Origin of the sequence: Vannielia sp. (genome assembly GCF_029212645.1) — a bacterium.
In the GTDB taxonomy this organism is placed as follows: Bacteria; Pseudomonadota; Alphaproteobacteria; order Rhodobacterales; family Rhodobacteraceae; genus Vannielia.
The window spans coordinates 97,718-122,881 of the sequence record NZ_JARGND010000001.1; the positions used below are offsets into that span (position 1 = coordinate 97,718).

The window sequence follows — 25,164 nt, forward strand, 5'->3', positions numbered from 1 at the left end:
CGGCGAAAGCACTACTGACGTCGCTATGTGGCGTTGCGGGCCGTCAGCAGGTGCTGCTGCATCCAAATCCAGATCTGCGCCGAGGCAAGGATATTCTGCGCCGGGGTCACATTTGTGTTGCGGGTTTGCGCGGCGGTGTAAGTGCCCGCAAGCCCGCCAAGCGCCGACATCGCCGTTGCGCCGCCCAAGTGCAGCTCCACCACGGTATCCATCAGGAAGCCGGTTTCGGTTTGCGGAACACCGCCAATCGCCCCATGCGTTCCGTAAAACTTTTGCTTGATCATCTTGCGGCCGCCCAGCTTTTCGGTGGAGCAATTGCCGAAAATCTCGCGCGAGGCGGTGCGCGGGTCACGCATGGCGTGGAAGCAGTGATCTACGTTGTCCGGCACGCCGGGGGTATCAACGCTGGAGCGATCGACCGCATCAAACAGCAACAAGCAATGCACCGGCACGTTTTCACGCTTGAGAATGTGGCACGCCACCTCCGCTGCCGCGCCACCACGGCTGTAGCCCGCCAAAAAGATGCGGCTGCCCGGATGGGCATCATATTGGGTTTTGGCAAAACGAGCCTGCCGCACGGCAAGCGATTGGGTTTCACTGCCTGTCAGCGACGGCCCGCGCTCCCAGCGTTTGGCGCGGCCATGCCACTCGGCGTAAAGCCGCTTGCAGTGGCTGTTGGCGAATTCTTTCATATAGTCGGAGTTGTCGTCCGGGCCGGTCCCATCGACCGCCGAATAGATATCCATTAACTTTCTCCCGAAAAGGTATTGAGCGTCAAACACATGCGGGGCCAAAATTTCCCCTGATCGACCTTAGACGAAGCCAAGCTGCGCTGTCGAGTCTGCCGGTCAGCCCTTTTCGTGGAAATAATCGTAGATCGTTTGCGCCAGCCCTTCGCTGATCCCACTCACCACCTTCAGGTCCGCGAGGTTGGCCCTTGCCACCGCTTTGGCCGATCCGAAATGCGCCAGCAGCGCCCGCTTGCGGGTAGCGCCGACGCCCGGCACCTCATCCAGCGGGGTGGCAAAGGTGCTTTTGCTGCGTTTGGCGCGGTGGGTTCCAATAGCAAAACGGTGCGCCTCGTCGCGCATCCGCTGGATGAAGTAGAGCACCGGATCATTGTGGCGCAGCGCCATCACCCGCTGGCCGGGGCGGTAAAACTCTTCCTTGCCCGCGTCACGGTCCACGCCCTTGGCAACGCCGATGAAGGGCACATCCTCCACCCCAAGCTCGGCCATGATCTCGCCCACCGCGCTGATTTGCCCCGCGCCGCCATCAATGAGCAGCAGGTCAGGCCATGTTTCGCCCTGGCGGTCCGGGTCTTCCTTCAACAGGCGTTTGAACCGGCGCGACAGCACCTCTTTCATCATGCCAAAGTCATCGCCGGGGGTCAGCTCTTCGCCCTTGATGTTGAACTTGCGATACTGGCTTTTCACCCAGCCCTCAGCCCCCATCACCACCATGCCGCCCACCGCATGAGCGCCCTGGATGTGCGAGTTGTCATATATCTCAATCCGCTGTGGCGGGGCGGCCAGATCAAACGCCTCGGCAAGCCCCTTCAGCAGCTTGGTTTGCGTGGCACTTTCGCTCATCTTGCGGGCCAGGCTTTCACGGGCGTTGCGCAGAGCGCCAGAGATCAACTCGGCCTTCTCGCCACGCTGCGGCACTATGATCTCAACCTTGCGCTTGGCCGTCTCGCCGAGCAGATCCTCCATCACCTCGCGGTCTTCGATGTCATCACTCAGCAGCACAAGGCGCGGCGGCTCCTTGGTGGAGTAGAACTGGCCAACGAAGGCTTGCAGCACCTCTGCCGGGCTTTCGGCCCCACCAAGACGCGGATAGTAATCCCGGTTGCCCCAGTTTTGCCCGGCGCGAATGAAGAACACCTGCACACAGGCCTGCCCGCCCTCCATGTGGAGCGCGATCACATCCGCCTCGGGGGTTGAACGCGGGTTGATCCCCTGGGCGCTTTGCAGGCTGGTCATGGCGCGGATACGGTCACGCAGCGCGGCGGCGCGCTCAAATTCCATCTCCTCGGAAGCGGCCTGCATCTCTTTGGCCAATTGCTCCTGCACCTTGGTCGAGCGGCCTTGCAGGAACCGCTCGGCATCGCCCACCAACCGCCCGTAGTCCGCCTTGGATATCTTGCCCACGCAAGGCGCGGAGCACCGCTTGATCTGGTAGAGCAGGCAGGGGCGGCTGCGGGTTTCAAAGGTGGCATCGGTGCAGTTGCGCAGCAGGAAAACCCGTTGCAACTGGTTCAGCGTTCGGTTCACCGCCCCGGCGCTGGCGAAGGGCCCATAATAGCTGCCCTTTTCCTTCTTCGCGCCACGGTGCTTTTTGATCTGAGGAAAGTCATGCTGCTTGCTGACGAGGATATTGGGGAAGCTCTTGTCGTCGCGCAGCAGCACGTTGTAATGCGGCTTCAACTGTTTGATGAGGTTCTGCTCCAGCAGCAGCGCCTCGGTCTCGGTGGCCGTGGTCAGAAACATCATCGAAGCGGTCTGCTCGATCATCCGCGCGATCCGCGGCGAATGCCCGGTGGGCCGCGCATAGGAACTGACCCGCGCCTTGAGATTGCGCGCCTTGCCCACATAAAGCACCCGGCTTTCTGCATCGAGCATGCGGTACACCCCCGGCGACCCATCAATCTGCCGCAGGTATCCCTTGATCACCTCATACCCGGATTTCGCCGCCTTGGTTTCGCTCATACTCGCTCGCTCATGATTCCCTGCTATCGCTGCAATGGTATCCCCCTCGGGGCAAGAGGAAACCTCTCCCCCGTTTCTGTGGATAAGTCTTTGGAGAAAATGCAGGGAGGGCGAAAAACCCGTTAAAAACGAGTGGATTCGTCGACATGCCCAAAAAGTAGGCGACTTGCCGTGGCCCTATCAACACATTGTTTTGAAACGAATTATTTTTTGACGCCCGCTAAATTTTTGATTTCATTAAGAAATTTGTAACGCTTAGGTAACGGATCGGTGACGGTTGAATAAGTTTCGTTGAGCGGTCGGGTTGCGGGCAACCTCTCCTGCCTCAAACGTCAGGAGTTCGCCACGCCAGATGCTGCCCGCCATCGGTGCAAATGAGCTGCCCGGAAACCGATTTTGCGCCAATCAGGTAGGCCAGCGCCCCGATGATATCCTCCGGGTCAGAGCCGCGCTCAAGCACGGTTGCGGCGCGCTGGCGGGCAAAGGACTGGCTATCCTGATGCGCGTCCTGAAGGGTTGGGCCGGGACCAATGGCGTTTACCCGAACGTGCGGTGCAAGGCCCTGCGCTGCGGTTTGCGTTAGCGTCCAGAGGCCGGATTTGGCGAGCGTGTAGCTCACAAACCTCGGGGTCAGCTTGCGAACCCTCTGGTCGATCATGTTCACCACCAGCGCCTGGGCCACCGGCTCGGCATGCGCGTCACGCCGTGCTTCGGGGGCCTGCGCGGCGAAAGCGCCGATCAGCTGCAAGGGCGCGCGCAGGTTTGATCCCATATGCGCCTCCCAGTTTTCGCGGGTGACGGTGCCAAAATCATCGTCCTGAAAGATCGAGGCGTTGTTGATCAGCAGTGTCAGCTCGCCACCCAGCGCCTCTGCCGCCTGCGGCACCAGCCGTTCGGCGGCGTCCCAATCCAGCAGATCAGCTTGCAGGGTCACGGCATTTCGCCCCTCCGCCTTGATACGCCCGGCCACTTCCGCGGCACCCTCGGCGCTGGAGGCATAGTGCACGGCAACATCCCAGCCATTTTGGCCGAGCCAAAGCGCCATCGCCCGCCCCAGCCTGCCGCCTGCGCCTGTTACCAGCGCCCGCATGTCAGACCACCACGACCACAAGGTAAAGAACGTATAGCGCCGAAAAGCCGATGCCGATTTTCCGCCCCATGTTGCGCCCCATGAAAACGAAAGGCACCAGCGCCAGCGAGGCCGCCAGCATGACCCACAGATCAAAGCGCATGATCTCAGGGTCCACCGGGATGGGGCCAACCATTGAGGCAATGCCCATGATCGCCAACAGGTTGAACATATTGGAGCCGATCACATTGCCCAGCGCCACATCGGCCTGATTGCGCAGCGCCGCCATGACCGTTGTGGCCAGCTCAGGCAGCGAGGTGCCAATGGCCACCAGCGTCAGGCCGATCACCGTATCGGAAACGCCAAGATCGGTAGCGATATTGACCGAGGCCGTCACCAGCAGATCAGCCCCCAGCGGCAGGCCGATGAGGCCCAGCACGGTGAACAGGGCGATCTTCCACCACGGCATTGTTGGGTCTGCGCCCTCAAGGTCTTCAAGCTCATCCGCGCCGTAGTTTTGCGTGGCCTGTTCACGGCGGTGGTTGCGCGCGCTTTGGGTGGCATCCCACAGAACCCCGCCAAGGGCGACCAGCAGGATGAGCCCGTGATACCACCGCAACGGACCAAGGAAGCAGGCCACGATAAACAGCAGCGATGCGGCGATCATGAAGAGAAAGCTGCGCTTCGTGTCGTGGTCGCGGGTTGCGAGGCCGGTCATCACCGCAGGCACGCCCAGCACCAAAAGGACGTTGGCGATGTTGGAGCCAACCACATTGCCCAGCGCCAGCCCGCCCGCATTGTCGCGCACCGCGTTGATCGAGATGAGCAGCTCAGGCGCAGAGGTGCCAAAGGCCACGATGGTGAGCGAAACGATCAGCGCCGGGATACCCATGCGCAGCGCCAGGTTGACGGCCCCACGCACCAGCGCGTCCCCGGCCAGAAGAAGGATTACCAGACCAAGGCCTGCCGTTAGAAGATCAATCGCCACCCGTCAGCTCTTCTTTCCGCAGGCGCAGGGGCCTGTTCCAATCTTGAAAGCCCCGCATTTGGGGCACTTCCTGGCGGTTTCCGTGCGCTTGGACGTGGCTTTTGGCTTGGTGGTGCGCTTCTTGCCAAACACAGCAAGCACGCCCATGAACGCCAAAAACAGAATGACAGCCTTGATGACCACTAGAGCCCATACCTCGCCCAAAGCGCACGCTCTTCAACTGCGCCCGTGGCCCCTGTCATGGCCTCCGCACCAATCCGCTTCAAGAGCGAGCGGCGCGGACCAAGCACGTTAAAACGGGTTTTCTCGCCAAAGCGTTTTTTGAGCACCGGAACAAGGTGGCCGATGCCATCGGCAAGGCCCACATCCACCGCTTGCTGGCCGACCCAGATATCACCGGTGAACAGATCGTGCTCTTCCTTCAGCCGGTGCGCACGGCGTGATTTGACCTGATTAATGAAGTTGCCGTGGATCACCTCTTGCAGGGCGATGAGCCGGTCAACGTCTTCTTCTTTTTCGGGGCGGAACGGGTCCATAAAGCTTTTGGACTTGCCAGCGGTATGCACCCGCCGCTCGATCCCGTGCTTGTCGATAAAGGCATGCAGCCCGAAACCGGCCGAGATCACCCCGATCGACCCTGCGATAGAGTTTTCATCCAGAAAAATCTCATCCGCCGCCGTTGCCAGCCAGTAGCCGCCCGAAGCGGCGACATCCTCAACGAAGGCCACCACCGGCACCTCCTTTTCCGCCGCAAGCCGCCGGATGCGGGCCGCGATCAGCGAGGATTGCGCCGGCGAGCCGCCGGGCGAGTTGATGAGCAAGGCCACCGCAGCAGGCTTGCCCCGCGTGAAGGCCCGCTCGATGGGGGCCGCAACGCCCGCGTCAGACAGGCGGCCACGGCCGGTGGCGATGGTGCCTTGCAGGCGCACCACGTTCACCAGCGGGATTTTCGGCATGAAGGGGATCAAATGGCGCATGCTGTCCCATGTAGGCTCGGCGGGGCGCGGCGGCAAGGGACAGCCGCTGTTTCATCACCTGCGGATCGAAACCCCGTCGTCCCCAAAGAAATGCAGGCTCTCGGGGGGGAAGCCAAGCGAGATCGCAGTGCCTTCCTTTAGCCCTGTGTTGCCTGGCGCACGCAGCGTAATTTGCCCGGCTTCACCCGCATCAACGATCACATAGGTATCGGCCCCGAGATATTCGATCACATCAATGGTGCCGTCACAGGTGCCGCCACTCTCAACCACCTCAATATGCTCTGGCCTTACCCCCAGTTGCACCGCGCCCTCTGGCACATCGCTCAGCGCAAGGCTGGCGGTGATCGGCATCACGTTCATCTTGGGAGAGCCGATGAACTGCGCCACAAACAGGTTGGCGGGCCGCTCATAAAGCTCACGCGGCGAGCCAACCTGCGCGATCTTGCCAAACTCCAGCACCACGATCCTGTCGGCCAGAGTCATCGCCTCTACCTGGTCGTGGGTGACGTAGATCATCGTGGTCGCAAGGCTCTTGTGCAGCTTGGCGATCTCGTAACGCATCTCAACGCGCAGCGAGGCATCAAGGTTGGAAAGCGGCTCATCAAACAAAAAGGCCGTTGGGTCCCGCACGATAGAGCGCCCAATCGCAACCCGTTGCCGCTGCCCGCCGCTCAGGTCCTTTGGTCGCCGCTCAAGGTAGGGTTCCAGCTTCAAAACCCGCGCCGCCTCGGCAACCTTGGCCTCCATCTCCTCTTTCGGCGCGCCCGCCGTCTTGAGAGAGAAACCCATGTTATCGCCCACCGACATATGTGGATAAAGCGCGTAGCTTTGAAACACCATCGACAGCCCCCGCTTGCTGGGCGGCGCCGCCGTTACATCGGCCCCATCAATCAGGATTTCACCGCGCGAGGTTTCTTCCAGCCCCCCGATCATGCGCAGCAGGGTGGATTTGCCACAACCCGATGGCCCCACGAAGATGATGAACTCCCCATCCTCGATCTTCAGGTCCACCCCTTTGATGACCTGAACATCGCCAAACCATTTTTCGACTGCTTTCAGTTCTATGCTGCCCATAACTTCTCTCCCGTCGTCGCCGAAGCCCATGCCAGCCACACCGCCGCCGTCCATGTAAAATTGCGCCCACCCGCCGGAGCGCCGTCGCGCGGGTCAAAATACTCGGCAAAGCCGTTCCCGGCGATCATGGCGCGGGTGTTTTCGGTGATCTTGCCCGCCCAATCGCCATGGCCCGCATCGGCAAGACCACGCGCGATGAGCATGTTCATCATCGCCCAAACCGGCCCGCGCCAGTAACGCTTTGGCTCATAGGCCTCATGCTCGGGGTCGGTGGAGGGGATGAAGAACGGCTCCAGCCCGGTGATCCGCTCCAGATGCGGCATCATCCGGTCACCCCCCACGCCAGCATACCAACTCAGGAATGACGCGTTTGAAACTACGCCGGTGTGCTTTTCGGCCCGCAGATCATAGCAATCATAGGTCGCGGCGTCGTCGTTCCACAGCAGCTCTGCCCCCTCTTCCATCGTCTTGATCCAACCGTCGATCTCGGCGGTCTCCAGACCAAATTCCTCGGCCATTGCCCGCAGGTCACGGCAGGAGCGCAGGAGCGTGAAGGTCATCGTCGGGTCTGCCACACGAAACGGATTGGCCTGACGTAGATAGGCTTCATCCCACCCGCTCTCGGCCCCCAGCTTCACAAGATAGAGGTAGCGGTCATAGTCATAACGCCTTGGCCGCTCTTCCTCGATCACATGGGTGGTGTCACGGCGGTAATACTGCTCCACCCCTTCCGGCTCTATGGCGGCAAAGGGGCCGTCCCAGTCTGGGCAATTGTCACGGCCTGTCTCCCACGGGTGGGTCACCACAATCGCCCCGCGCTCGCAACGCCACGTCATGAACCAGCGGTGCCAGTCCATCAGCCTGGGGATCAGCGCCTCGGCGCGGGGGGCAAAGGCGCCATCCTTTTCGGCCAGCCAGCGCACGAAGGTCGCGGCAATCGGTGGCTGCGAAATCCCGGAAGACGGCAGCGGCCCGATCCCGCGCCAAACATCCGGCCCCGGAAAGTAGCTCGGATCAACCTGATGGAAGATGATATGCGGCACCATGCCGTTCTCCCACTGGCCGCTGAACAGGGTTTCAATCTCAACCCAGGCCCGCTCCATGTCATGCTCGGCAAAGCCGATGGCCGCAAACACCGAATCCCAGTTCCACTGATAGGGATAAAGGCCATGGGTCGGCACGGTGTAGCCACCCCGGTCGTTCGTGGCGAGAATCGCGCGGGCTTCATCATCCAGCGCGCTCATCCCTTCACCGAACCGGCCGTCAGGCCCTTGGTCATGAATTTCTCCAACCCGAGGAACAGCGCCATGATCGGCACGGTCGCAATCACCGCCCCTGCCATCAGGTGCTGTCGCGGCACTTCCGAGCTGTTGAGGCTCGTCACCGCGCGGGTGAGGGTAAATTTCGAGGGATCATCAAGCAGCATGAAGGCGAGGAGGAACTCGTTCCACGCGATCATGAACACATAGAGAGATACGCTCGCCAGCGCCGGAAGCGCCAGCGGCAGCGTGATTTTCCAGATCACCGCAAGCCGCGAAAGCCCGTCCATCAGCCCGGCTTCCTCGACCTCGGCGGGCAGGCCGCGGAAGTAGCCTTGCAGCATGTAAAGCGCCACCGGGATGGTGGTGACCGGGTAGATCAGCACGATGCCAAATACCGTGTTGCGCAGCCCCAACTGGCTGAACGCAATGTAGATCGGCAGCGCAAGCACGATCATCGGCACCATGTAGATGAGCAGGATCGACCGTGAAAACGCCGCCCGCCCGCTAAACCGCAGCCGCGCCACCGCATAGGCCCCCGGCACCGAAAACAGCAGCGTGATAAAGACCGTCAGGCACGAAACGTAAAAGCTGGTCCACAGGTAGCGGGCAAAGGAGTAATCCACAAAAAGCTCACGGTAGCTGCGAAACAGCTCCATCCCGCGTGACAGGTCGAGCGAAAAGTCGAGCGGATTTTGCAGCAGGGCCTGTTGGCTTTTGAGCGAGGTCATCACCATCACGTAAAACGGGATCACCACGATGGCGGTAAAGAAGATATAGCCAAACCCGGTGAGAAACCGGATCACCGCATCTTCAAACTGGTGCCGCGTGAGCGCCCCCAGCCCCGGCACCTCCTCAAGGATAACCCGCGCCGAAAGGCCAAACAGCGCGCCCAGCACCGCGTTGACCCCAATCTCCCAGCCCGTGCCAACGCTCTCGCCCACGGCGACCGGACCAAAACCCACCGCAGCCAAAGCGCCCAGCACCACGGCCAGGGAAAGTGCCGCAACCGGCACACCGGGCCGCGCCGCCACCAGCGCCAGCCCGCCCAGCGCGCCCCAAAGGAGAGAGAGCCAAACCACCGGGCGAAACGCATCGCCCGTGCCAAAACTCACCGCCACCGCAACCGTCACCGACAGAACCAGCAGCCAAAGCGCCCCAATGATCGGGCCGGTCAGCCCACCGCGCCAAAACACGCTCATAGACCTTCCTCCCGGCTCATGAAGCGGAAGAAGAACAGGCTGAACAGCAGCAGGCAGCCAAAGATCACCACGGCCACCGCCGCCCCCGCGCCGATATTGCTGATCGCAAAGGCCTGCTCATACACATTCACCGTCAAGGTGCGGGTGCCTGCGTTGCCGCCGGTCAGCAGGAAAATGTCGTCAAACTTGTTGAAGGTCCAGATGAAGCGCAGCAGGAACAGCACCGAAAGGATGCCCAGAAGTTGCGGCATCGACAGATACCAGAACTTCTGAAACGGGCTCGCACCGTCCATATCGGCGGCCTCATACATATCGGTATCAATGGATTGCATCCGCGCCAGAATGAACAGGAAACTCAGCGGGAAGTAACGCCAGATCTCGAACATGATGACCATGATCAGCGCCAGCGGCCTGTCACCAAAAAAGTTGATCGCCCCCTCGCTCACCCCCATCTGGATGAGCAGCGCATTGGCTGATCCGCTGAACGGGTCAAACAGGGTGACCCAGGTGAAGGCCACCGCGATCACCGGCGCCACATAGGGGAACAGGTAAAGCCCCCGCAAAATCCCCTGCCCCCTGAAGCTTTTGTTCAGCAGCATGGCCGCAAACAACCCCATCACCAGCGCGCCGATGGTGCCAAAAATCGTATAGGCCAGCGTGACCCACAGCACCTGCCAAAACTCGCCGCCATCAAACACGCGGGCGAAATTTTCGAGGGTGAAATCAAGGTTGGTGAGGATATTCGGCGCCTTGACGCGCACCAGCGGCGCACTGTCTTCCAGCACATCCTCCACCGCCCCGGCATCGCTGGTGAGGATCGGTACCCGCAATTCACTGCGCCCGCCAGCCTCTACCTCACCCAGATCACAGGCCAGAACCTGCTGCTCAAAGGTGCATTGCTCCGGCAACGCGCCCAGCCGAACGCCTTGCGGAATAGCGTCCCGAAAGCTCGCCGAGGTGAGCGCAATATCCTGGCTGGTGTTGCGCACCCGGTAGCGGATGTAAGGCTCCGCCTCATCGGCATCGCGCAACTGCTCGTTCACCCGCAGGGTGGGCGCGCGCAGATCGGCTAGGCCAATCGGTTTGAAGCTGATCCAGAAGATCGTGAGCAGCGGCAGGATGACCACCAGCGAAACGCTGATAACCGTCGGAGCCAGCAGGCCCCAGGCCAGCCGCGCCTCTCGTCTGGCGAGCGGCCCGCTGCCCTTGGGCGGATGGGGTGTGTCACTCATGGGATGGAACGGGGCGGCACATCTTCGGCCGCCCCTTGGCCAAAGGTCAATCGACCTTGGCCAATTCCTCGTTCATCATCTCAACGGTGGCTGCGGCATCGCGCTCGCCGTCAATATACTCCCGCACCAGCCGGTTGATCGCCTGACCGTTGATCATTTTGGACGCCAGCGAAAGCTGCCCGTCCTCAACGCCCCAGCGCTGCGCCTTATCAAGGCCCACCACGATCTCTTCGATCATCTCCGGCGCGTAAAGCTTGGAAAGCGGGGCTTTGCGATCCACACCCACATCCAGCATCGACCATTCCGCCTTGAACTTGTCCGGCTCATCGGCGGTGCCGCGGCGGGTGGGGAACTTGCCCTCGGGCGCAATGGAAAGCGTGTCCATATAGCCCTTGTCCATCGAGAACTTCACAAACTCCATCGCGGCATCGCTGTCCGCATCGGTGGTGATCCCGAAATACCGCGTGTCGCCCCAGGCCGCGCCATCCGGGTTGGACGGGCCGGAGAAGGTGGTGACAACGCCGGTTTTCGAGGCCAGCTCAGGGCTGGTTGGATCATCGTTGAGAGTGGGCGGGGCGCTGTCACGCAAGCCAGCAAGCTCATCAAGGATGAAGGGCGACCAGATGATCATCGCCGCCTGGCCCGCAAAGTAAAGCTCACGCGATTGCTTCCAGAACAGCTCACCCGGCGGTGAGGCTTCGGCAATGGCCTTGTAGAAATCAAGCACCTCGGTCGTGGCCTTCACATCCAGCGGCTTGAAGCCATCCGGCCCCACCGGGCTCACGCCATTGGCAAGGAACACATGCTCCAGCACCTGGCTCATGAAGTTCTCGTCCACCTTGGTGGCGGCCACAAAGCCATACATCTCCGGCGGGTTGTGCAGCTTTTCGATCGCGGCAAGCACGTTGGCATAAGAGCTCGGCGCTTCCAGCCCGTTCTCCTCGAACAGGTCCTTGCGGTACACAATCATCTGCGTCCAGCCATCCACCGGGACCGAGGCCGTGCCATCCTCAAACGCCGCCATGGCAAGCGGGCCGGGGGCAAAGGTATCGGCGCCAAGGTCTTCGATCACCTCGCTGGCGGCCTCGGCATCAAGGATACCGGCCTCGGCCCAGGGCAGCGCATATTGCAGCGTATGGTAAATCACGTCCGGCAGGTCGCCCGCCGCAAAAGCCGCCGTCGCCCGCGTGCCCAAATCGCTCTCGGTAACGGGAATCACCTCAACGCTGGTGCCGGATTCGGCCTCAAAAGCCTTGGCCATTTCTTCCTGTTTTGCCAGCCGTTCCGGCTGCTCTTCGGTGGTCCAAAAGCGGATGGTCTCCGCCTCAACCATCGCGGCGCTGAAGGTCAGCGCGGTGGCGGCCAATAGGCCCTGTTTAAAGGTAAAAAACGTCATCAATCGTCCTCCCGGCATTGGTCAACCTGGCGTTGCATCACGCCTTGTGTTCATGGGCTGCCCTTTTGCCACGAGCGGCACTTTTCGCACCGCGTCCGGCATCCTCTTGAGCCTCCTCTATTGAGCGCAATCTTGGCAGGCCTTTCGCTTCGGGCAAGGTATTTTTGCCCGGCAGACATAAAGTTACACAGTTTTGCCTAAAGAATAATCACACGCGCCTCATGGCTTTGCTGTGCCGTGAAGCCGCCAGGTGAGCATGAGCGCCCGGTCCGCCCGCGCCCGCAGCGCGGCTTTTCTGGGCGCGGGCATCGACTGAACCACAAGGCGAATTTGCCAATCCCCGATCAACAGGCTCATGTAGGTTTCCGCGATGCTTTGCGCATCCCCTTCCTTCATCGCTCCATCATCAAGCGCTTGCTGGCAAAGCGCCCCGATCATCGGCGCAATACTGCCGCGCTCCACCTGCGCCAGCGCCGCACCCAAGACCCCCGTCGCATCCGCCGCCGCCGCGCGGTTCAACGCAATGGCGCGGGGTGAGGTCAGCACCTCCAGCAGCAGGGGGCCAAGCGTATCCAGCACCTCCAGCGGCGCATCTCCCTTGGCAAGCACCGCCTCCAATTGCTGGCGCAGGTCTTCGGCATCGCGCGCCACCATCGCGCACAACAGGCCCAGCTTATCGCCATACCAATTATAGAGTGTCTCGTTTGAAGCCTTCGCCGCCTTCGCCACGGCCAGCATCGACATTCCTGCCGCGCCGCCCTCATCCAGCAGCTTATAGGCCGCGGCCATGATCTCGCTCTCTCGTTTCGTGCGACGGTCGGCTTTCATCGCTGTCTCCAGTATGGCATGGCCGTAATTATATATACGGTCATGCCATCTCGCAATCGTAATCTACTATACGGTTTGGTCGAAAGCCAACCTGTGACAGCCGTCTTCAAAGCCGCCACCCCCCTTACCCTGCTGCTTTCCGGCGCATTGGCCATATGCCGACCGGGTGGCACATGCCGCGCGAATCTACTGCCTTGTCTGCCCGGCAATCTCGGCCATCGCGGTGAGGAAGGCAGCAACCTCGGCCTCGGTGTTATAGTGGCACAGCGAAACGCGCAGGCAGTCTGCCATTCCAAGCGGCGCCAGCACATTGCCCGAGTAGTGATCAGCCTTCCGGGCATGGGTGCGCACGCCACGCTCGCGCAGGGCACTCACCAGTTCCTCAGCGCTCATCCCCTCCAGCGCGCAGGCGACCAGACCGGCCCGCGCCGGGTTATCCACCCCGCCAAGCACCGTAACGCCGGGAAGTTCCGCCAGCCCGGCGAGGTTGCCCACGCCTTTCAGCATGGCGTCGGTCAGGTCTGTTTCATGCGCCTTGATCGCCGCTGCGGCCTCTTCGATCCGCCCACGCCGGCTTGCCGGGCCGCCGAGCTTGGTGCCCAGCCAGTCGAAGTAGTCCACCACGTCGGAAAAAGCCGCATAGGCCCCGGCATCCCGCGTGCCCAGTTCCCAGCTATCAGCCCCGATCAGGCTTTCATGCGGCAACCCGGCCAGCCGGTCTGACATCCACGCAAGCCCGAAGCCATGGCGCGAAAACACCTTGTAAGGTGAGATCACATAGCCATCGACACCCGCCGCCGTTACATCAACATGCCCATGCGCTGCGTGCTGGATGCCATCCACGATGATAATGCACTCCGGCGCGACGCTGCGGATCACCGCCGCAATCGCTGCAATATCCACGTCCATCCCGGTGACAGGGGAGCAATGCACAATCGTCGCCACTTGCGTATCTGCGGTTACGGCTGCGGCATAGGCGTCTGGCCCCACACAGCCGGACGCATCATCATGGGCGACCAGCACATGCTTTTTGCCTGCCGCCTTGGCCCAATGCGCTGCCGCAGAACGGCTGGCCGGATGCTCCAGCGTTGAGCCAAGCACATTGCCCGCCGATGTGCCCATGCAAGCGGTGCGGATCAGGCGAAACAGCATTTCGGTGCCGCTTTCCCCCACGATCACCTGCCCTTGCTCCGCGCCAAGGAACACCATCGCATCGGCCCGGCCCTTGGCGATCACCTCACCCATCGCCTTGGCCGCCGGATTATCGCGCCCCTGATTGTCAGGAATGGCGGCAAATTTTGCGGCGGTTTCAACAACCGAATTCAGCGTCAGCGCGCCGCCCGCATTTTCAAAGAAAATGCGCTCACCGGAAAACGGATCGCTTTCCACATAGGCAAAGCGCGCCCGCACCTCTTTGATCAACGATTTGTCTTGTCCCATCATCCCGGTGCTCCTTTTGGCAAAAGGGGTAAACGCGGTGGCGTGCCGGAGCAAGTGGGCCGGTTTTGCGACCCCTTGATCGACGGGCAGCGGGCACTGCGCTCCCCGGCTCACCACCGCTCTGGCTCTTTTGCGGGTGCCGCTCAAAGCACCCGCGCCATGGCCCGGCCCAACTTGTCCACGATCTCGCCCACCTGATCCTCGGTGATGATGAACGGCGGCGCGAGCAGCACATGGTCGCCGCGCTGGCCATCAATCGTGCCGCCCATCGGGTAGCACATCAGCCCCTCGTCAAAACCCGCCGCCTTCAGCGCCCTGTTGACCCCGCGCGCCGGATCAAACGGGGCCTTGGTGCCACGGTCCTCAACCAGCTCCAGCCCAATGAACAGGCTGCGCCCCCGGATATCGCCCACATGCGGGTGCTGGCCAAAGGCATCATCCAGCGCACCGCGCAGCACCGCCCCCATCCGGCCCACACGGCCCACCAGCCCATCATCAAGCAGCCGGGTCAGCACGGCATCCGCAGCCGCGCAGGCCGTCGGGTGCGCCATGTAGGTGTGCCCATGCTGGAAAAACCCGGTGCCACCCTGAATGGTCCTGTAAATCTCGCCTGAGCACAGCGCGGCACCAATCGGCTGATACCCCGCGCCCAGCCCCTTGGCGACGGTCACGATATCGGGCGCAACCCCGTCCTGCTCGCAGGCAAACAGCGTGCCGGTCCGGCCCATGCCGCACATAACCTCATCCAGGATCAGCAACACGCCGTGGCGATCACATATCTCGCGGATGCGCTTGAAATAGCCCTCCACCGCTGGCACCGCGCCCATTGTCGCGCCCACCACCGGCTCGGCGATGAAGGCGATCACGCTCTCCGGACCCGCCGCTTGCAACGCGGCTTCCAGCTCATCCGCCACCCGCAGGCCATAGGCCTCAACCGTCTCGCCCGTCGCGCGGCCGCGATACTCATAGCAGGGCGCAATATGGGTGCCTTCCACCATCAGCGGCTGAAACTGCGCCCGCCGCCACGCGTTGCCGCCAGTGGCCAGCGCGCCCAGCGTATTGCCATGGTAGCTTTGCCGCCGCGCAATGAACTTCACGCGCTGGCTCTCGCCCTTTTCCACAAAATACTGCCGCGCCAGCTTCAGCGCCGCCTCCACCGCTTCTGACCCGCCGGAGGTGAAATACACATATTCAATCCCTTCCGGCGCATGGGCCACCAGCCGCTCCGCGAGCCGCTCCGCCGCATCCGATGTAAAGAAGCCCGAATGTGCATAGGCCAGCGCGTCCACCTGATCGTGGATCGCCTTCGCCACCGCCGCATCAGAATGGCCAAGGCAGGAAACCGCCGCGCCGCCCGAGGCATCCAGATACCGGCGGCCATCAGCGCTGATGATGTAGGCCCCATCGCCCTTTGCGGCGACAGGCGGAACCTTGGCGGTTTGGCGGTGGAAAACATGGGTCATGGCGAATCGCTCCCTGGCGTGGCTCATCCTCCCCAATCATGAAACGTATGTTTCATCCGTTGACAATATATGAAACACTTGAAACACTCCGCTGGGCAACTTTCCCCATTTCAGGTGCCCCATGCCCGACACCTTCGATCAACGATTTGCCGCCCATTTCACCACCCTCAGCCCGCGCTTGCGCGAAGCGGGCGCCTATATCGCGGCCAACCCGGTTGATACCGCCAGCCGTGGGCTGCGTGCCATCGCGGCTGAAAGCCAAATGGCCCCGGCCACCTTCACCCGCCTCGCCCACGCGCTTGAGTTTGCCAATTTCGAGGCGTTGCGCGAGGCCATTCGGGCGCAGATCGCGCTCAAGGTCCGCCGTTTTGCCGCACGGGCGGGTGCGCTTCAGCATGAGGAAGGCGGCGATGAAAGCTTCCTCACCCGGTATCGTGATGCCTGCACCGCCAACCTCGCCGCGCTGACAGATGCCGTGGACCCGGCCCAGCTTGAGGCGCTCGTCAGCCGCCTTGGCGCGGCGCGGCGGGTGCTGCTGGTGGGCGCTCTTGGCTCTTTCGGGGTGGCCACTTACGCCGCCTATATGGGCCGCTTCCTTGGCGCCGGATGGGAGATGGCGGGGCAAGGCGGGAGTTCGCTCGCCAGTTCGCTCGCAGGCTTTGGGCCGCAGGATGTGATGCTGGTCATCACCAAGCCGCCCTCGGCCCGAAATTCGATTCGCGCAGCCGAAGCTGCGGCCAAATCCGGGGCGCATGTGGCCCTCATCACCGATAGCTGCGCCTGCCCGGCCATGCCCCATGCCTCCACCGCTTTCATCCTGCCAGATGACGGCCCCAGCTTCTTTTCGTCCTATGTTGCCACGGTTTTCCTGCTCGAAACGGTGATGGGGATGGTTGCAAAACAGGCCGGGCCTTCCGTTACAGAACGCATCGCCCGGATCGAAGCGCAAAACCGCCTGCTCGGCGAGGTGGTGGACTCATGAGGAAAGTGAGTCCACCTTAGCGGCATAAAAATGTGTCAATCAGGGAGAACGATATGACCAAACCAATCAAACTCGGCCTCATCGGTGCAATCGCAGGGGCGCTCATGGCCCCCGCTGCGATGGCCGAAGAGTTCATCACCATCGGCACCGGCGGCGTGACCGGCGTGTATTATCCCACCGGTGGGGCGATTTGCCGTCTGGTGAACAAGGGCCGCAAAGACCACGGCATCCGCTGCTCGGTCGAATCGACCGGCGGCTCGGTTTACAACGTGAACACCATCAAGGAAGGCGAGCTTGAGTTTGGCGTCGCCCAGTCCGACATCCAGTACAATGCCTACAACGGCGTCGTGCAGTTTGAGGGTGATGCGTTTGAAGGCCTGCGCGCCGTGTTCTCGGTCCACCCCGAGCCCTTCACCGTTGTGGCCCGCGCCGATTCCGGGATCAAAACTTTTGACGATCTCAAAGGCAAGCGCGTCAACATCGGCAACCCCGGCTCCGGCCAGCGGGCAACCATGGAAGTTCTGCTCGAAAAGATGGGCTGGACCACCGGTGATTTCGCCCTCGCAACCGAGCTGAAGGCCGCCGAGCAGTCCGCTGCTCTCTGCGACAACCAGATCGACGCGATGGTTTACACCGTTGGCCACCCGTCCGGCTCCATCCAGGAAGCCACCACCGCCTGTGATTCCGTGCTCGTCGAAGTGTCGGGCGATGCGGTTTCCGCTCTGGTTGAGGAGTTCCCCTTCTACTCCGTGGCAACCATCCCAGGTGGCATGTATCGCGGCAACGATGGCGACGTGAAAACCTTCGGTGTGCGCGCCACCTTTGTCAGCTCCGACGCGGTGTCTGACGATGCGGTTTACGCCGTTGTCTCCTCGGTTTTCGAGAACATCGAAGACTTCAAAGGCCTGCACCCCGCTTTCGCCAACCTGACGGCAGAAGAGATGGCAACGCAGTCGCTTTCGGCTCCGCTGCATGATGGCGCTGCCAAGTACTACAAGGAAAAAGGCCTGATCGAGTAATCTCGACAGCCCTTTCATGCAAACGCCGGAGGGCGGCCCAGCGCCGCCCCCGGCCCACCAAAAAAACCAATACGCAAAACGCGAACAGGGACCGGCCGGAAAAATGGCCTGACAGTGGGGAAACAAATGTCTGCAAAGGAAAACAACGCCCTCAGCGAGGCCGAGCTACAAGAGCTTGTTGCCGCGTCTGACAGTGGCGCGCGCTCGGTGCCCGGCACGCTTGGTATGTTCATCGCTGCTGTTGCTCTGATCTGGTCGATCTTTCAGGTGCTGCTGGCCTCTCCATGGTCGCCCTACATCCTGCCCGGCGACATGATCAACAATGACCGCCTGATCCACCTCGCCTTTGCGATTTTCCTTTCCGCCATGGCCTACCCTCTTTTCAAACGGGCGCCCAAAACATCGGTGCCCTGGTATGACTGGGTGCTCGGGGTCGGCGGTGCCGCCCTGGCGATGTATGGCTACTTCTTTTACGAAAAGATCGTTTCTAACGGTGGCCTCGCCGACCAGACAGATGCCTACGCCGCGCTCGCGGGCCTGATCCTGCTGTTCATCGCCGCCTACCGCACGCTTGGCCCTGTGATGGTGGCCCTGGCCTGCCTCTTCCTGCTCTATGTGTTCTTCGGCTCCTCCGAAGTTGTCCCCGACCAGATCCGCTGGGCCGGGGCGAGCTTGCGCAAGGCCATGTCGCATATGTGGATCACCTCTGAGGGCGTGTTTGGCATCGCACTTGGCGTATCCACCAAGTTTGTGTTCCTCTTCGTGCTGTTCGGCGCGCTGCTCGATAAGGCCGGCGCGGGTAACTACTTTATCAAGATGGCCTTTGGCGCCCTTGGCCACCTGCGTGGCGGCCCCGCCAAGGCCGCCGTGGTCGGCTCTGCCGCCACTGGCCTGATCTCCGGCTCCTCCATCGCCAACGTGGTCACAACCGGTACCTTCACCATCCCGCTGATGAAGCGCGTAGGCTTTTCTGCGGAAAAGGCCGGCTCTGTCGAGGTGGCTTCATCGGTCAACGGCCAGATCATGCCGCCGGTGATGGGCGCTGCCGCCTTCCTGATGGTTGAATATGTGGGCATTTCCTACGTCGAGGTCATCACCCACGCCTTCCTGCCCGCGATCATCAGCTACATCGCGCTGGTCTACATCGTGCATCTGGAAGCCGTGAAAAACAAAATGCCGACCATCGGCAACAAGGTGGTGAACCTCTTCAACACCATCCTCGGCATGTTTGCCTTCTTCGCGGGCTTTGCGGTGCTCTGCTACGCCACCAAATACCCGGTGCAGCTTATCACCTCGATGCTCCCCGATGGTTCGGGGCTGGTGCTCGCGGCGCTGATCGGGGTGATCTACCTTGGGCTGCTCTATCTTGCCTCAACCGTCGATGACCTTGAGCCTGATGATCCCAACGCCGAAGTGGTCGAGCTGCCCGAGATCCCCAAGATCTACAAATCCGGCCTCTACTACCTGCTGCCGATCATCGTGCTGGTGTATTTCCTGATGATCGAGCGCAAGTCGCCGGGCCTCTCGGCGTTCTGGGCCACCTTCCTGCTGTTCTTCATCCTGCTCACTCAAAAGCCGCTCAAGGCCATGTTCCGTGGCGAAAGCGATGCTTCGAGCCGCTGGAAAGAGGGCGTGGTGGATTGGGCCGTTGGCATGATCGACGGCGCGCGCAACATGATCGGCATCGCGCTGGCCACCGCTACTGCGGGGATCATCGTGGGCACCGTCTCGCTCACCGGGATCGGGCAGGTGATGGCTGATTTCGTCGAGTTCCTCTCGGGCGGCAACCTCATCGCCATGCTGGTGCTGGTGGCAATCCTGTCACTGATCCTCGGTATGGGCCTGCCCACCACGGCCAACTACATCGTCGTCAGCTCGCTGATGGTGGCTGTCGTGGTGGAGCTTGGCGCGCAATCGGGCCTCGTGGTGCCGCTGATCGCGGTTCACCTCTTCGTCTTCTACTTCGGCATCATGGCCGATGTAACGCCCCCTGTGGGCCTCGCCTCCTTTGCGGCGGCGGCGGTTTCGGGCGGCGACGCGATCAAAACCGGCTTCACTGCGTTCTTCTACAGCCTGCGCACCGTGGCCCTGCCCTTTGTCTTCATCTTCAACACCGATCTGCTATTGATTGATGTGACATGGCTGCAAGGCATCATCGTCTTCATTGTGGCGACCATCGGTATCCTCGTGTTTACCGCTGCCACCATGAACTTCTTCTTCGTCAAGAACCGCATCTGGGAAACGGTGGCCCTGCTCGCTATCGCCTTCGCCCTGTTCCGGCCCGGCTTCTTCATGGATATGATCCAGCCGCCGTTCCGTGACATGGCGCCAGCGCAGTTCGAACAGGCCGTCGCCGAGGCCACACCGGGGGACTCGCTCCGCGTGATCGTCTCTGGCCCGGACTTCGATACCAGTGAGGTAAAAGAAACCACGCTGGTCGTCGCGGTGCCCGAAGGGGCCGATGCTGCCGCGCGGCTTGATGCGATGGGCTTCATCCTCCTCCCCGAGGGCGAGGTGATGAAACTGGACGAGCCGGGCTTTGGCTCCCCCATTGGTGACGATCTGTCGAGCTTTGATTTCTACGGCGATGCGCCGGTGGCGGTCACCGCGCTCAAGGCCCCGGTCCACGGGCTGCCCAAGGAGCTGATCTTCATCCCCGCGCTGCTGCTGCTCGGCCTGATCGCCTTCCTGCAAATGCGCCGCAAAGAACCCGAAGTCGAAGAAGGAGTTCCGGCATGATCAAAAACGTCCTCTGCGCCGTTGATATCGCCAACCCGAAAGCCGAGACAAAGGTGCTGGAACGCGCCTACAAGCTCGCCGAGATGGAAGGCGCCCAGCTTGATGTGATCACCGTCATCCCTGATTATGGCATGTCCGTGGTTGGCGGCTATTTCGGCAGCGATCACACTGCAAAGGCCAAGGCCAAGGCGGGGGAGCTGCTCAAAACACTCGTCGCCCAAACCCTTGGTGCCGAGGTCAACGGCAAGATCCGCCATGTGATCGGGGTGGGCAACGCCTACCACGAAATCCTGGAAACCGCCGAAAAGGCCGGGGCTGACCTGATCGTTCTGGGCGCCCACACGCCCGACATAAAAGACTACCTCCTCGGCCCCAACGCCGCCCGCGTTGTGCGCCACTCCACATGCTCGGTCTACGTCGTCCGCTAAAGACGCGCCAAGCCCTCCCTCCCCCGCCTCAAGAGCAATCCCGGCGGGGGGGCACACTCACCCATCGGCACAGAAGTTTCTGAATCCGGCGGCTCCATGGCCTTCCGTTATCGGCTCCCGATCGCGTGGCTCCCTGCCATCGTAGCGATCAACGGGCGCGGTATCGCCTGAAATTGCTTCACTTTTTTCACACGGCAGAACAACCACACCAATCTGCCCCGGCCCTCCACTTCATCGAGCGAGCCTGATGAGCTGTGTGTTCCGGTACCATCGGGAAAGAGCCGCAATGCGCCAAAGTCATAGCGCCCCAGTCAAAAGGCGTTTGGGAGTGAAAACCGGCAGAAACGACCATGGCTGGAAGGGGGTTCAATCGTGATTACTCACGAAATGAAACTTCAGTGGTGAGCCGTGCTGGGTTCGAACCAGCGACCCACTGATTAAAAGTCAGTTGCTCTACCAACTGAGCTAACGGCCCACTCTGAGGCCCGCTCTCTAGGCAATCACCTGCGGAGGGTCAAGCGGGAATCTTTGCCAGCGCACCATCTCCCCGCCCGCTCCGCCGGTTTTGCGCCACAGAAAGCCGCTCATCGTATTGGCGCTCATCTTCAATCCGGGCCGATCACTTCTGGTAGTACGTTGCACCATATGCACCATAGGCACCGTATTTTCCGCCGTAGCCGTAATCATGCATCCGCCGGAAGTTGATCTGCGTCAGTGCCATCCCGATCCCGCCAATCCCGGCCTGGCGGAACAGCCGCAATCCTTCCTGCACCTGATCCATCGAGGTGCTGTCCCAGCGCACAACAAACAGCACGGCATCCGCAACCCTGGCGGCGATTCGCGCATCAGGCACCACAAGCACCGGCGCCGTATCAATGATCACCACATCATACGTGCCGCGCAGCCGCTCGATGAAGCTCGAAAACCCATCCGAGGCAAAGGCATCAGCAGCGTTCACCTCATGCTGATCCCCCACGATGATGTCGATATTCAGATCATCGCTGTGGTAAGTCGCGTCTTCCAGATCCGCCTCACCCGCCAAAACCGCGCTAAGCCCGGTTTTCGGCAAATCATCAAAGAACTTGAGAAGCGAGCGCCGCCGCACGTCACCTTCTACCAGCACCACCCGTTTGCCCAATGCCGCAAAGTTCTGTGCCAGCGTGAGCGACAGGGTTGTCTTGCCATCGCCAGGGACCGCCGAGGTGCACAGGATCACCTGTGGCGCAGCCGCCTCACCATTCGCCAACATGAGAGAGGTTCGCAGGTTTCGCAGCGCTTCAGCGTAGGCCGATGAGGGATTCGCCTGAATATGTTGCAGCATTTTCAGGCGGCTCCGGCCCGGAACAGCGGGCAATTGCCCCAACACCGGCAGGCCAGTCATCCGCTCAAGGTCAGTCGCCAGCCGGAATGTCCGGTTGCGGGCTTCGCGCAACAACACCAACGCCGTTCCCAGCAACAGCCCAAACAAGCCCGCGGCAAGCATGATCATGCTGCGCTTGGGCGAGGTCGCAACCCCCGAAACCACCGCCCGCGAGATGATTGAGCTATCGGCCTGCTGAATACCCTGCTGCGCCGAAGTTTCCTTCATCCGCGCCAGAAAGTACTCATATAGCGCGCGCGTTGCTTCGGCTTCGCGCGTTAACTGCTGCAATTGGATCAGGTCGGCATTCTGCGCCGCGATCCTGTCCTGTTGCACCTCGCGTGAGTTGCGCAGCGCCTCAAGCTGGTTTTCACGGCGAAGCTGATCAACGCGCTTGGCCGTGAGCAATGCCTCGAACCGCGCATTGAAACTTTGCTCAGCCGCCGCATCGCCAGCGTTGATCCGCGCCAAGAGATGGGTGAGCGTTGGGTCCTGTGCCATCTCCGCCTTTTGGGCAGCGGTGGTCGCCTGCTCCATCGCCGCCACCTGCTTTGAGCCTGCCTCGGCGTTTGCCGCGACGCTTTCCACCCGATCACGCAGATCCTTTAACTGGCGCTCAAGCGCCTGAAGCGTTTCAACCGATACAAGGTTGGTCCCGGTGTTGAACGCCGAAAGCCGCGCCTCGGCGGCCTCCAGATCCCCGCGCAAAACCGCGACCTGCTCCGATAGCCAAACCGTTGCCTGCTTGGTTGCCTCGAATTTGGTTTCCAGTTGGCTCAGGATATAGAGTTCGGCAATCGTGTCAGTGATCCGGGCCGATTTTTCGGGATCGGTGGTTGAGGCGGCAATGCGAAACACCACGCTGCTTGGCACGGCCCGCACCGTCACCTTCTGGCTCAGTATCCTTACGGCATTGTCCCGGGCTCGGCGCGCGCGCATCTCTTCGGTGGCCGAGGTGGCATTCTCGTCCTCGCCCAGCAGCAGGTTGCGCACCGCACCACGCACAATATCAAGGCTGGTCGGCTCGCGCAGCCGCGGGTTGAACTCGGGGTCGTCCACAAGGTTCAGCTTTTCCACGACCCGCTGCATGAGGCCCCGCGAGGTGAGCACCTGCATCTCCGAGTTCACCTGATTGGTGTCAGAGGTCAGCCCACCGATGACCTGGTCAATATCCAGAACCGTCTGTTCCTGCGTGTTCAGCTTGAGAACCGTGTCAGCCTCGTACATCGAGGTCGCGCCAAAGTAGGCATAGTAAACGCCGGGAATAACGCACAGTACCGCGACCAGCGCGATCAGCAGTTTGCCCCGCCAGATCGTCCGAAACGCATCACCAACTTTAAGGTAATCTTCGCCACTCTGCCCGTCACCGCCAGCGGTGCCCTGCAATGTACCACGGGAGAAGTTAACGTCCTGCTGCAATCTGATGCCCCACTATTTTCTGCACCTGCAAAAATCCTGTTTGGCTGTAAATTGCCGTCACACCCTCCCCATTTCCCACATTCCGCCCAATCCTGCCATGAAAATCGACAAAAACACTCGTCCCAGTGCAAAGATGCGCCAGTTGCGTCTCCTCAACGCCGTTGGCAATCGCCAATTCACCATCGTGGGTCGTAGCGCTTTCGCTGCACGTGCAAAAATGCTACGCAAGGAACAGATCAAATGGAGACCATCATGCGCCTGAACAGGATTTCAATCGCTTTCGCCCTTTCGGTTGTTGCATCAGCCGCTGTCGCTCAAAACGCTGCTCCAGTCGATTGCACCAATCCCGCAAACCGTGCCCAAGCCCAGTGTGCTGCCTCCAACCTTCCCGTTCCCGGATTGGCCACGAACGCCGCACCGCTACTCTTGGTGCCGCTAGGCCTGCTGGTCGCTGCTGGCGCGGGTGGTGGTGGCGGCGGCGGCTCTGCCAACAGCACCTTCGGTAACTAACTACAGCCAACCCAGGGTTTGGCCCGGCTTGGGGCGCATCCTCTGGCTCGCATTGAAACCCTGTCGGCCGCGCTCAGCAACGAGCGCGGCCGACAGCGTTTCAGGGCAAAAAATTCATATGCCACCCGCATTTTTTCCACAATCTTAAGTTGTTCTTAACCAGCGATTGTCATGCTGTCTTCGCAAGCGTGGCCGCACCTCCGGTTCACGCTGAACGAGGCGCAGCACAGAAAATGGTGGTGTATCATGAAAATCGTTCCATTGGCCGGATTCCGGTCGCAATTTCGCTTGGCTGTTCGCAATACCTCAGTGGCACTTACGGCAGCCTTAACTCTTAGCCTCGCTGCCCCGCCCGAGGCCGCAAAGGCGGCGCCCTACGGCGCAACAATCATCGTTGGCAGCGATCAGGGCGGCTTTATCAGGGCGCGCCTGCGCGAGATCGACAGAATCCGCGCACGTCATCAGCGTGTCGAGATTCGGGGCCGCGTCTGCCTGTCATCCTGCACGATGTATCTCGCCGTCGAAGATGTCTGCGTGTCGCCGCAAACCAGCTTTGGGTTTCATGCGCCGGGCATGGCGTTCGGCAGTTTGACGCCCGAACAGGCAGATTACCTCTCGCGCCTCATTGCCTCCTACTATCCGCCGGTCTTGGCGGATTGGTATCTTGCCGAGGGTCGCAAAAAATCCAAGGGAATGTTCCGGGTGTCCGGGGCCAACCTCATCGCGCTTGGCGTTCCGGCCTGCGCAAGCCTGGCGTCCCGTTCGCGCTGATACTCCAAAAACCTGATGACACACCGCGCTGCTGCGAAACCTTTCGCTGCGGCGCAGAATCCTTTTGTGCGGAAATACCCCAAGCGGGAGCATTTTTGGCGATTCGCACGCATTTCGAGAGACTCGCGTGGTTGCACCATCTTTCACCGCAGCACCCGGTTAATTCAACGTCTAGTAAACGTTAGCGCGAATTAACTATGCCTTAACTTTCATCAAATTGTGCTGGATTTGTCGTCAAATCGTCCTTATCCCTACGTCAACGTCCGGATGTGCTGCAAGTGCAATATGTTTATTGCA

At 61.2% G+C, this 25,164-nt stretch carries 21 protein-coding genes and 1 tRNA gene; 7 read left to right on the forward strand and 15 right to left on the reverse strand.

Features of this window, described 5'->3' with window-relative positions; all coding sequences use genetic code 11:
• Positions 1–23: 23 nt before the first annotated feature.
• From P1U55_RS00495 to P1U55_RS00560, 13 genes are all read right to left on the reverse strand, one after another.
• Positions 24–746, reverse strand: coding sequence for a hypothetical protein (locus P1U55_RS00495; protein ID WP_301045499.1), 723 nt, complete (start codon positions 744–746; stop codon positions 24–26).
• A 102-nt stretch (positions 747–848) separates the two neighbouring features.
• A complete protein-coding gene (uvrC, locus tag P1U55_RS00500; RefSeq protein WP_301045500.1) occupies positions 849–2,711 on the reverse strand; it encodes an excinuclease ABC subunit UvrC in 1,863 nt (620 codons plus the stop codon).
• Positions 2,712–3,036: 325 nt separating this feature from the next.
• Positions 3,037–3,801 (reverse strand): SDR family oxidoreductase, encoded by a 765-nt coding sequence (locus P1U55_RS00505; protein WP_301045501.1) that lies wholly within the window; start codon positions 3,799–3,801, stop codon positions 3,037–3,039.
• 1 nt (position 3,802) lies between these two features.
• Positions 3,803–4,762, reverse strand: coding sequence for a calcium/sodium antiporter (locus P1U55_RS00510; protein WP_301045547.1), 960 nt, complete (start codon positions 4,760–4,762; stop codon positions 3,803–3,805).
• A gap of 188 nt (positions 4,763–4,950) precedes the next feature.
• Positions 4,951–5,745: a S49 family peptidase gene (locus tag P1U55_RS00520; protein WP_301045502.1), complete on the reverse strand. Its 795-nt coding sequence runs from the start codon at positions 5,743–5,745 to the stop codon at positions 4,951–4,953.
• Positions 5,746–5,799: 54 nt separating this feature from the next.
• Positions 5,800–6,819, reverse strand: coding sequence for a sn-glycerol-3-phosphate ABC transporter ATP-binding protein UgpC (gene ugpC / locus P1U55_RS00525; protein ID WP_301045503.1), 1,020 nt, complete (start codon positions 6,817–6,819; stop codon positions 5,800–5,802).
• Positions 6,807–8,063 (reverse strand): trehalase family glycosidase, encoded by a 1,257-nt coding sequence (locus P1U55_RS00530; RefSeq protein ID WP_301045504.1) that lies wholly within the window; start codon positions 8,061–8,063, stop codon positions 6,807–6,809. The genes ugpC and P1U55_RS00530 overlap by 13 nt, the downstream gene beginning before the upstream one ends.
• A complete protein-coding gene (locus P1U55_RS00535; RefSeq protein ID WP_301045505.1) occupies positions 8,060–9,280 on the reverse strand; it encodes a carbohydrate ABC transporter permease in 1,221 nt (406 codons plus the stop codon). The genes P1U55_RS00530 and P1U55_RS00535 overlap by 4 nt, the downstream gene beginning before the upstream one ends.
• Entirely contained in the window at positions 9,277–10,512 is a 1,236-nt protein-coding gene (locus P1U55_RS00540; protein WP_301045506.1) for a carbohydrate ABC transporter permease, read from the reverse strand. The genes P1U55_RS00535 and P1U55_RS00540 overlap by 4 nt, the downstream gene beginning before the upstream one ends.
• A 46-nt stretch (positions 10,513–10,558) precedes the next feature.
• Complete coding sequence (locus P1U55_RS00545; protein ID WP_301045507.1) at positions 10,559–11,908, reverse strand: extracellular solute-binding protein; 1,350 nt, start codon at positions 11,906–11,908, stop codon at positions 10,559–10,561.
• A gap of 219 nt (positions 11,909–12,127) precedes the next feature.
• Complete coding sequence (locus P1U55_RS00550; RefSeq protein ID WP_301045508.1) at positions 12,128–12,736, reverse strand: TetR/AcrR family transcriptional regulator; 609 nt, start codon at positions 12,734–12,736, stop codon at positions 12,128–12,130.
• A 186-nt stretch (positions 12,737–12,922) separates the two neighbouring features.
• Entirely contained in the window at positions 12,923–14,179 is a 1,257-nt protein-coding gene (locus P1U55_RS00555; RefSeq protein WP_301045509.1) for an aminotransferase class V-fold PLP-dependent enzyme, read from the reverse strand.
• Positions 14,180–14,319: 140 nt separating this feature from the next.
• Entirely contained in the window at positions 14,320–15,639 is a 1,320-nt protein-coding gene (locus tag P1U55_RS00560; protein WP_301045510.1) for an aspartate aminotransferase family protein, read from the reverse strand.
• 121 nt (positions 15,640–15,760) lie between these two features.
• Here P1U55_RS00560 and P1U55_RS00565 point away from each other — a divergent pair, with 121 nt between their 5' ends.
• The 4 genes from P1U55_RS00565 to P1U55_RS00580 all read left to right on the forward strand — a co-directional run bounded on the left by P1U55_RS00565 (position 15,761) and on the right by P1U55_RS00580 (position 20,807).
• Entirely contained in the window at positions 15,761–16,621 is an 861-nt protein-coding gene (locus P1U55_RS00565; protein ID WP_301045511.1) for a MurR/RpiR family transcriptional regulator, read from the forward strand.
• Between the two features lie 53 nt (positions 16,622–16,674).
• The gene (locus P1U55_RS00570) at positions 16,675–17,640 is read left to right on the forward strand and encodes a TAXI family TRAP transporter solute-binding subunit (RefSeq protein ID WP_301045512.1); all 966 of its coding nucleotides are present in this window, start codon (positions 16,675–16,677) and stop codon (positions 17,638–17,640) included.
• 126 nt (positions 17,641–17,766) lie between these two features.
• On the forward strand, positions 17,767–20,379 hold the full coding sequence (locus P1U55_RS00575) for a TRAP transporter permease (RefSeq protein ID WP_301045513.1): 2,613 nt from the start codon (positions 17,767–17,769) through the stop codon (positions 20,377–20,379).
• Entirely contained in the window at positions 20,376–20,807 is a 432-nt protein-coding gene (locus tag P1U55_RS00580; RefSeq protein ID WP_301045514.1) for a universal stress protein, read from the forward strand. Before P1U55_RS00575 ends, P1U55_RS00580 begins: the two co-directional genes overlap by 4 nt.
• A gap of 399 nt (positions 20,808–21,206) precedes the next feature.
• Here P1U55_RS00580 and P1U55_RS00585 read toward each other — a convergent pair.
• Positions 21,207–21,282 (reverse strand) — tRNA-Lys (locus P1U55_RS00585).
• Between the two features lie 144 nt (positions 21,283–21,426).
• Positions 21,427–23,586 carry a polysaccharide biosynthesis tyrosine autokinase gene (locus tag P1U55_RS00590; RefSeq protein WP_301045515.1) on the reverse strand — a complete coding sequence of 720 codons (2,160 nt, stop codon included), beginning with the start codon at positions 23,584–23,586 and terminating at the stop codon, positions 21,427–21,429.
• Between the two features lie 97 nt (positions 23,587–23,683).
• Between P1U55_RS00590 and P1U55_RS00595 the strand changes: the two genes are divergently transcribed.
• From P1U55_RS00595 to P1U55_RS00605, 3 genes are all read left to right on the forward strand, one after another.
• Positions 23,684–23,848, forward strand: a complete 165-nt coding sequence (locus tag P1U55_RS00595) for a hypothetical protein (protein ID WP_301045516.1) — start codon at positions 23,684–23,686, stop codon at positions 23,846–23,848.
• Complete coding sequence (locus P1U55_RS00600; protein ID WP_301045517.1) at positions 23,827–24,096, forward strand: hypothetical protein; 270 nt, start codon at positions 23,827–23,829, stop codon at positions 24,094–24,096. Before P1U55_RS00595 ends, P1U55_RS00600 begins: the two co-directional genes overlap by 22 nt.
• 246 nt (positions 24,097–24,342) lie before the next feature.
• Positions 24,343–24,867, forward strand: coding sequence for a hypothetical protein (locus P1U55_RS00605; protein WP_301045518.1), 525 nt, complete (start codon positions 24,343–24,345; stop codon positions 24,865–24,867).
• Positions 24,868–25,164 lie beyond the last annotated feature (297 nt).

What these genes read in the sequence shown, in the direction of transcription:
- P1U55_RS00560 (WP_301045510.1), bottom strand. Translation starts at nt 15,639, where the DNA reads ATGACCCATGTTTTCCACCGCCAAACCGCCAAGGTTCCGCCTGTCGCC.
- P1U55_RS00550 (WP_301045508.1), bottom strand. Translation starts at nt 12,736, where the DNA reads ATGAAAGCCGACCGTCGCACGAAACGAGAGAGCGAGATCATGGCCGCG.
- ugpC (WP_301045503.1), bottom strand. Translation starts at nt 6,819, where the DNA reads ATGGGCAGCATAGAACTGAAAGCAGTCGAAAAATGGTTTGGCGATGTT.
- P1U55_RS00570 (WP_301045512.1), top strand. Translation starts at nt 16,675, where the DNA reads ATGACCAAACCAATCAAACTCGGCCTCATCGGTGCAATCGCAGGGGCG.
- P1U55_RS00535 (WP_301045505.1), bottom strand. Translation starts at nt 9,280, where the DNA reads ATGAGCGTGTTTTGGCGCGGTGGGCTGACCGGCCCGATCATTGGGGCG.
- P1U55_RS00545 (WP_301045507.1), bottom strand. Translation starts at nt 11,908, where the DNA reads ATGACGTTTTTTACCTTTAAACAGGGCCTATTGGCCGCCACCGCGCTG.
- P1U55_RS00575 (WP_301045513.1), top strand. Translation starts at nt 17,767, where the DNA reads ATGTCTGCAAAGGAAAACAACGCCCTCAGCGAGGCCGAGCTACAAGAG.
- P1U55_RS00600 (WP_301045517.1), top strand. Translation starts at nt 23,827, where the DNA reads ATGGAGACCATCATGCGCCTGAACAGGATTTCAATCGCTTTCGCCCTT.
- P1U55_RS00595 (WP_301045516.1), top strand. Translation starts at nt 23,684, where the DNA reads ATGAAAATCGACAAAAACACTCGTCCCAGTGCAAAGATGCGCCAGTTG.
- P1U55_RS00605 (WP_301045518.1), top strand. Translation starts at nt 24,343, where the DNA reads ATGAAAATCGTTCCATTGGCCGGATTCCGGTCGCAATTTCGCTTGGCT.
- P1U55_RS00540 (WP_301045506.1), bottom strand. Translation starts at nt 10,512, where the DNA reads ATGAGTGACACACCCCATCCGCCCAAGGGCAGCGGGCCGCTCGCCAGA.
- uvrC (WP_301045500.1), bottom strand. Translation starts at nt 2,711, where the DNA reads ATGAGCGAAACCAAGGCGGCGAAATCCGGGTATGAGGTGATCAAGGGA.
- P1U55_RS00555 (WP_301045509.1), bottom strand. Translation starts at nt 14,179, where the DNA reads ATGATGGGACAAGACAAATCGTTGATCAAAGAGGTGCGGGCGCGCTTT.
- P1U55_RS00505 (WP_301045501.1), bottom strand. Translation starts at nt 3,801, where the DNA reads ATGCGGGCGCTGGTAACAGGCGCAGGCGGCAGGCTGGGGCGGGCGATG.
- P1U55_RS00495 (WP_301045499.1), bottom strand. Translation starts at nt 746, where the DNA reads ATGGATATCTATTCGGCGGTCGATGGGACCGGCCCGGACGACAACTCC.
- P1U55_RS00565 (WP_301045511.1), top strand. Translation starts at nt 15,761, where the DNA reads ATGCCCGACACCTTCGATCAACGATTTGCCGCCCATTTCACCACCCTC.
- P1U55_RS00530 (WP_301045504.1), bottom strand. Translation starts at nt 8,063, where the DNA reads ATGAGCGCGCTGGATGATGAAGCCCGCGCGATTCTCGCCACGAACGAC.
- P1U55_RS00580 (WP_301045514.1), top strand. Translation starts at nt 20,376, where the DNA reads ATGATCAAAAACGTCCTCTGCGCCGTTGATATCGCCAACCCGAAAGCC.
- P1U55_RS00520 (WP_301045502.1), bottom strand. Translation starts at nt 5,745, where the DNA reads ATGCGCCATTTGATCCCCTTCATGCCGAAAATCCCGCTGGTGAACGTG.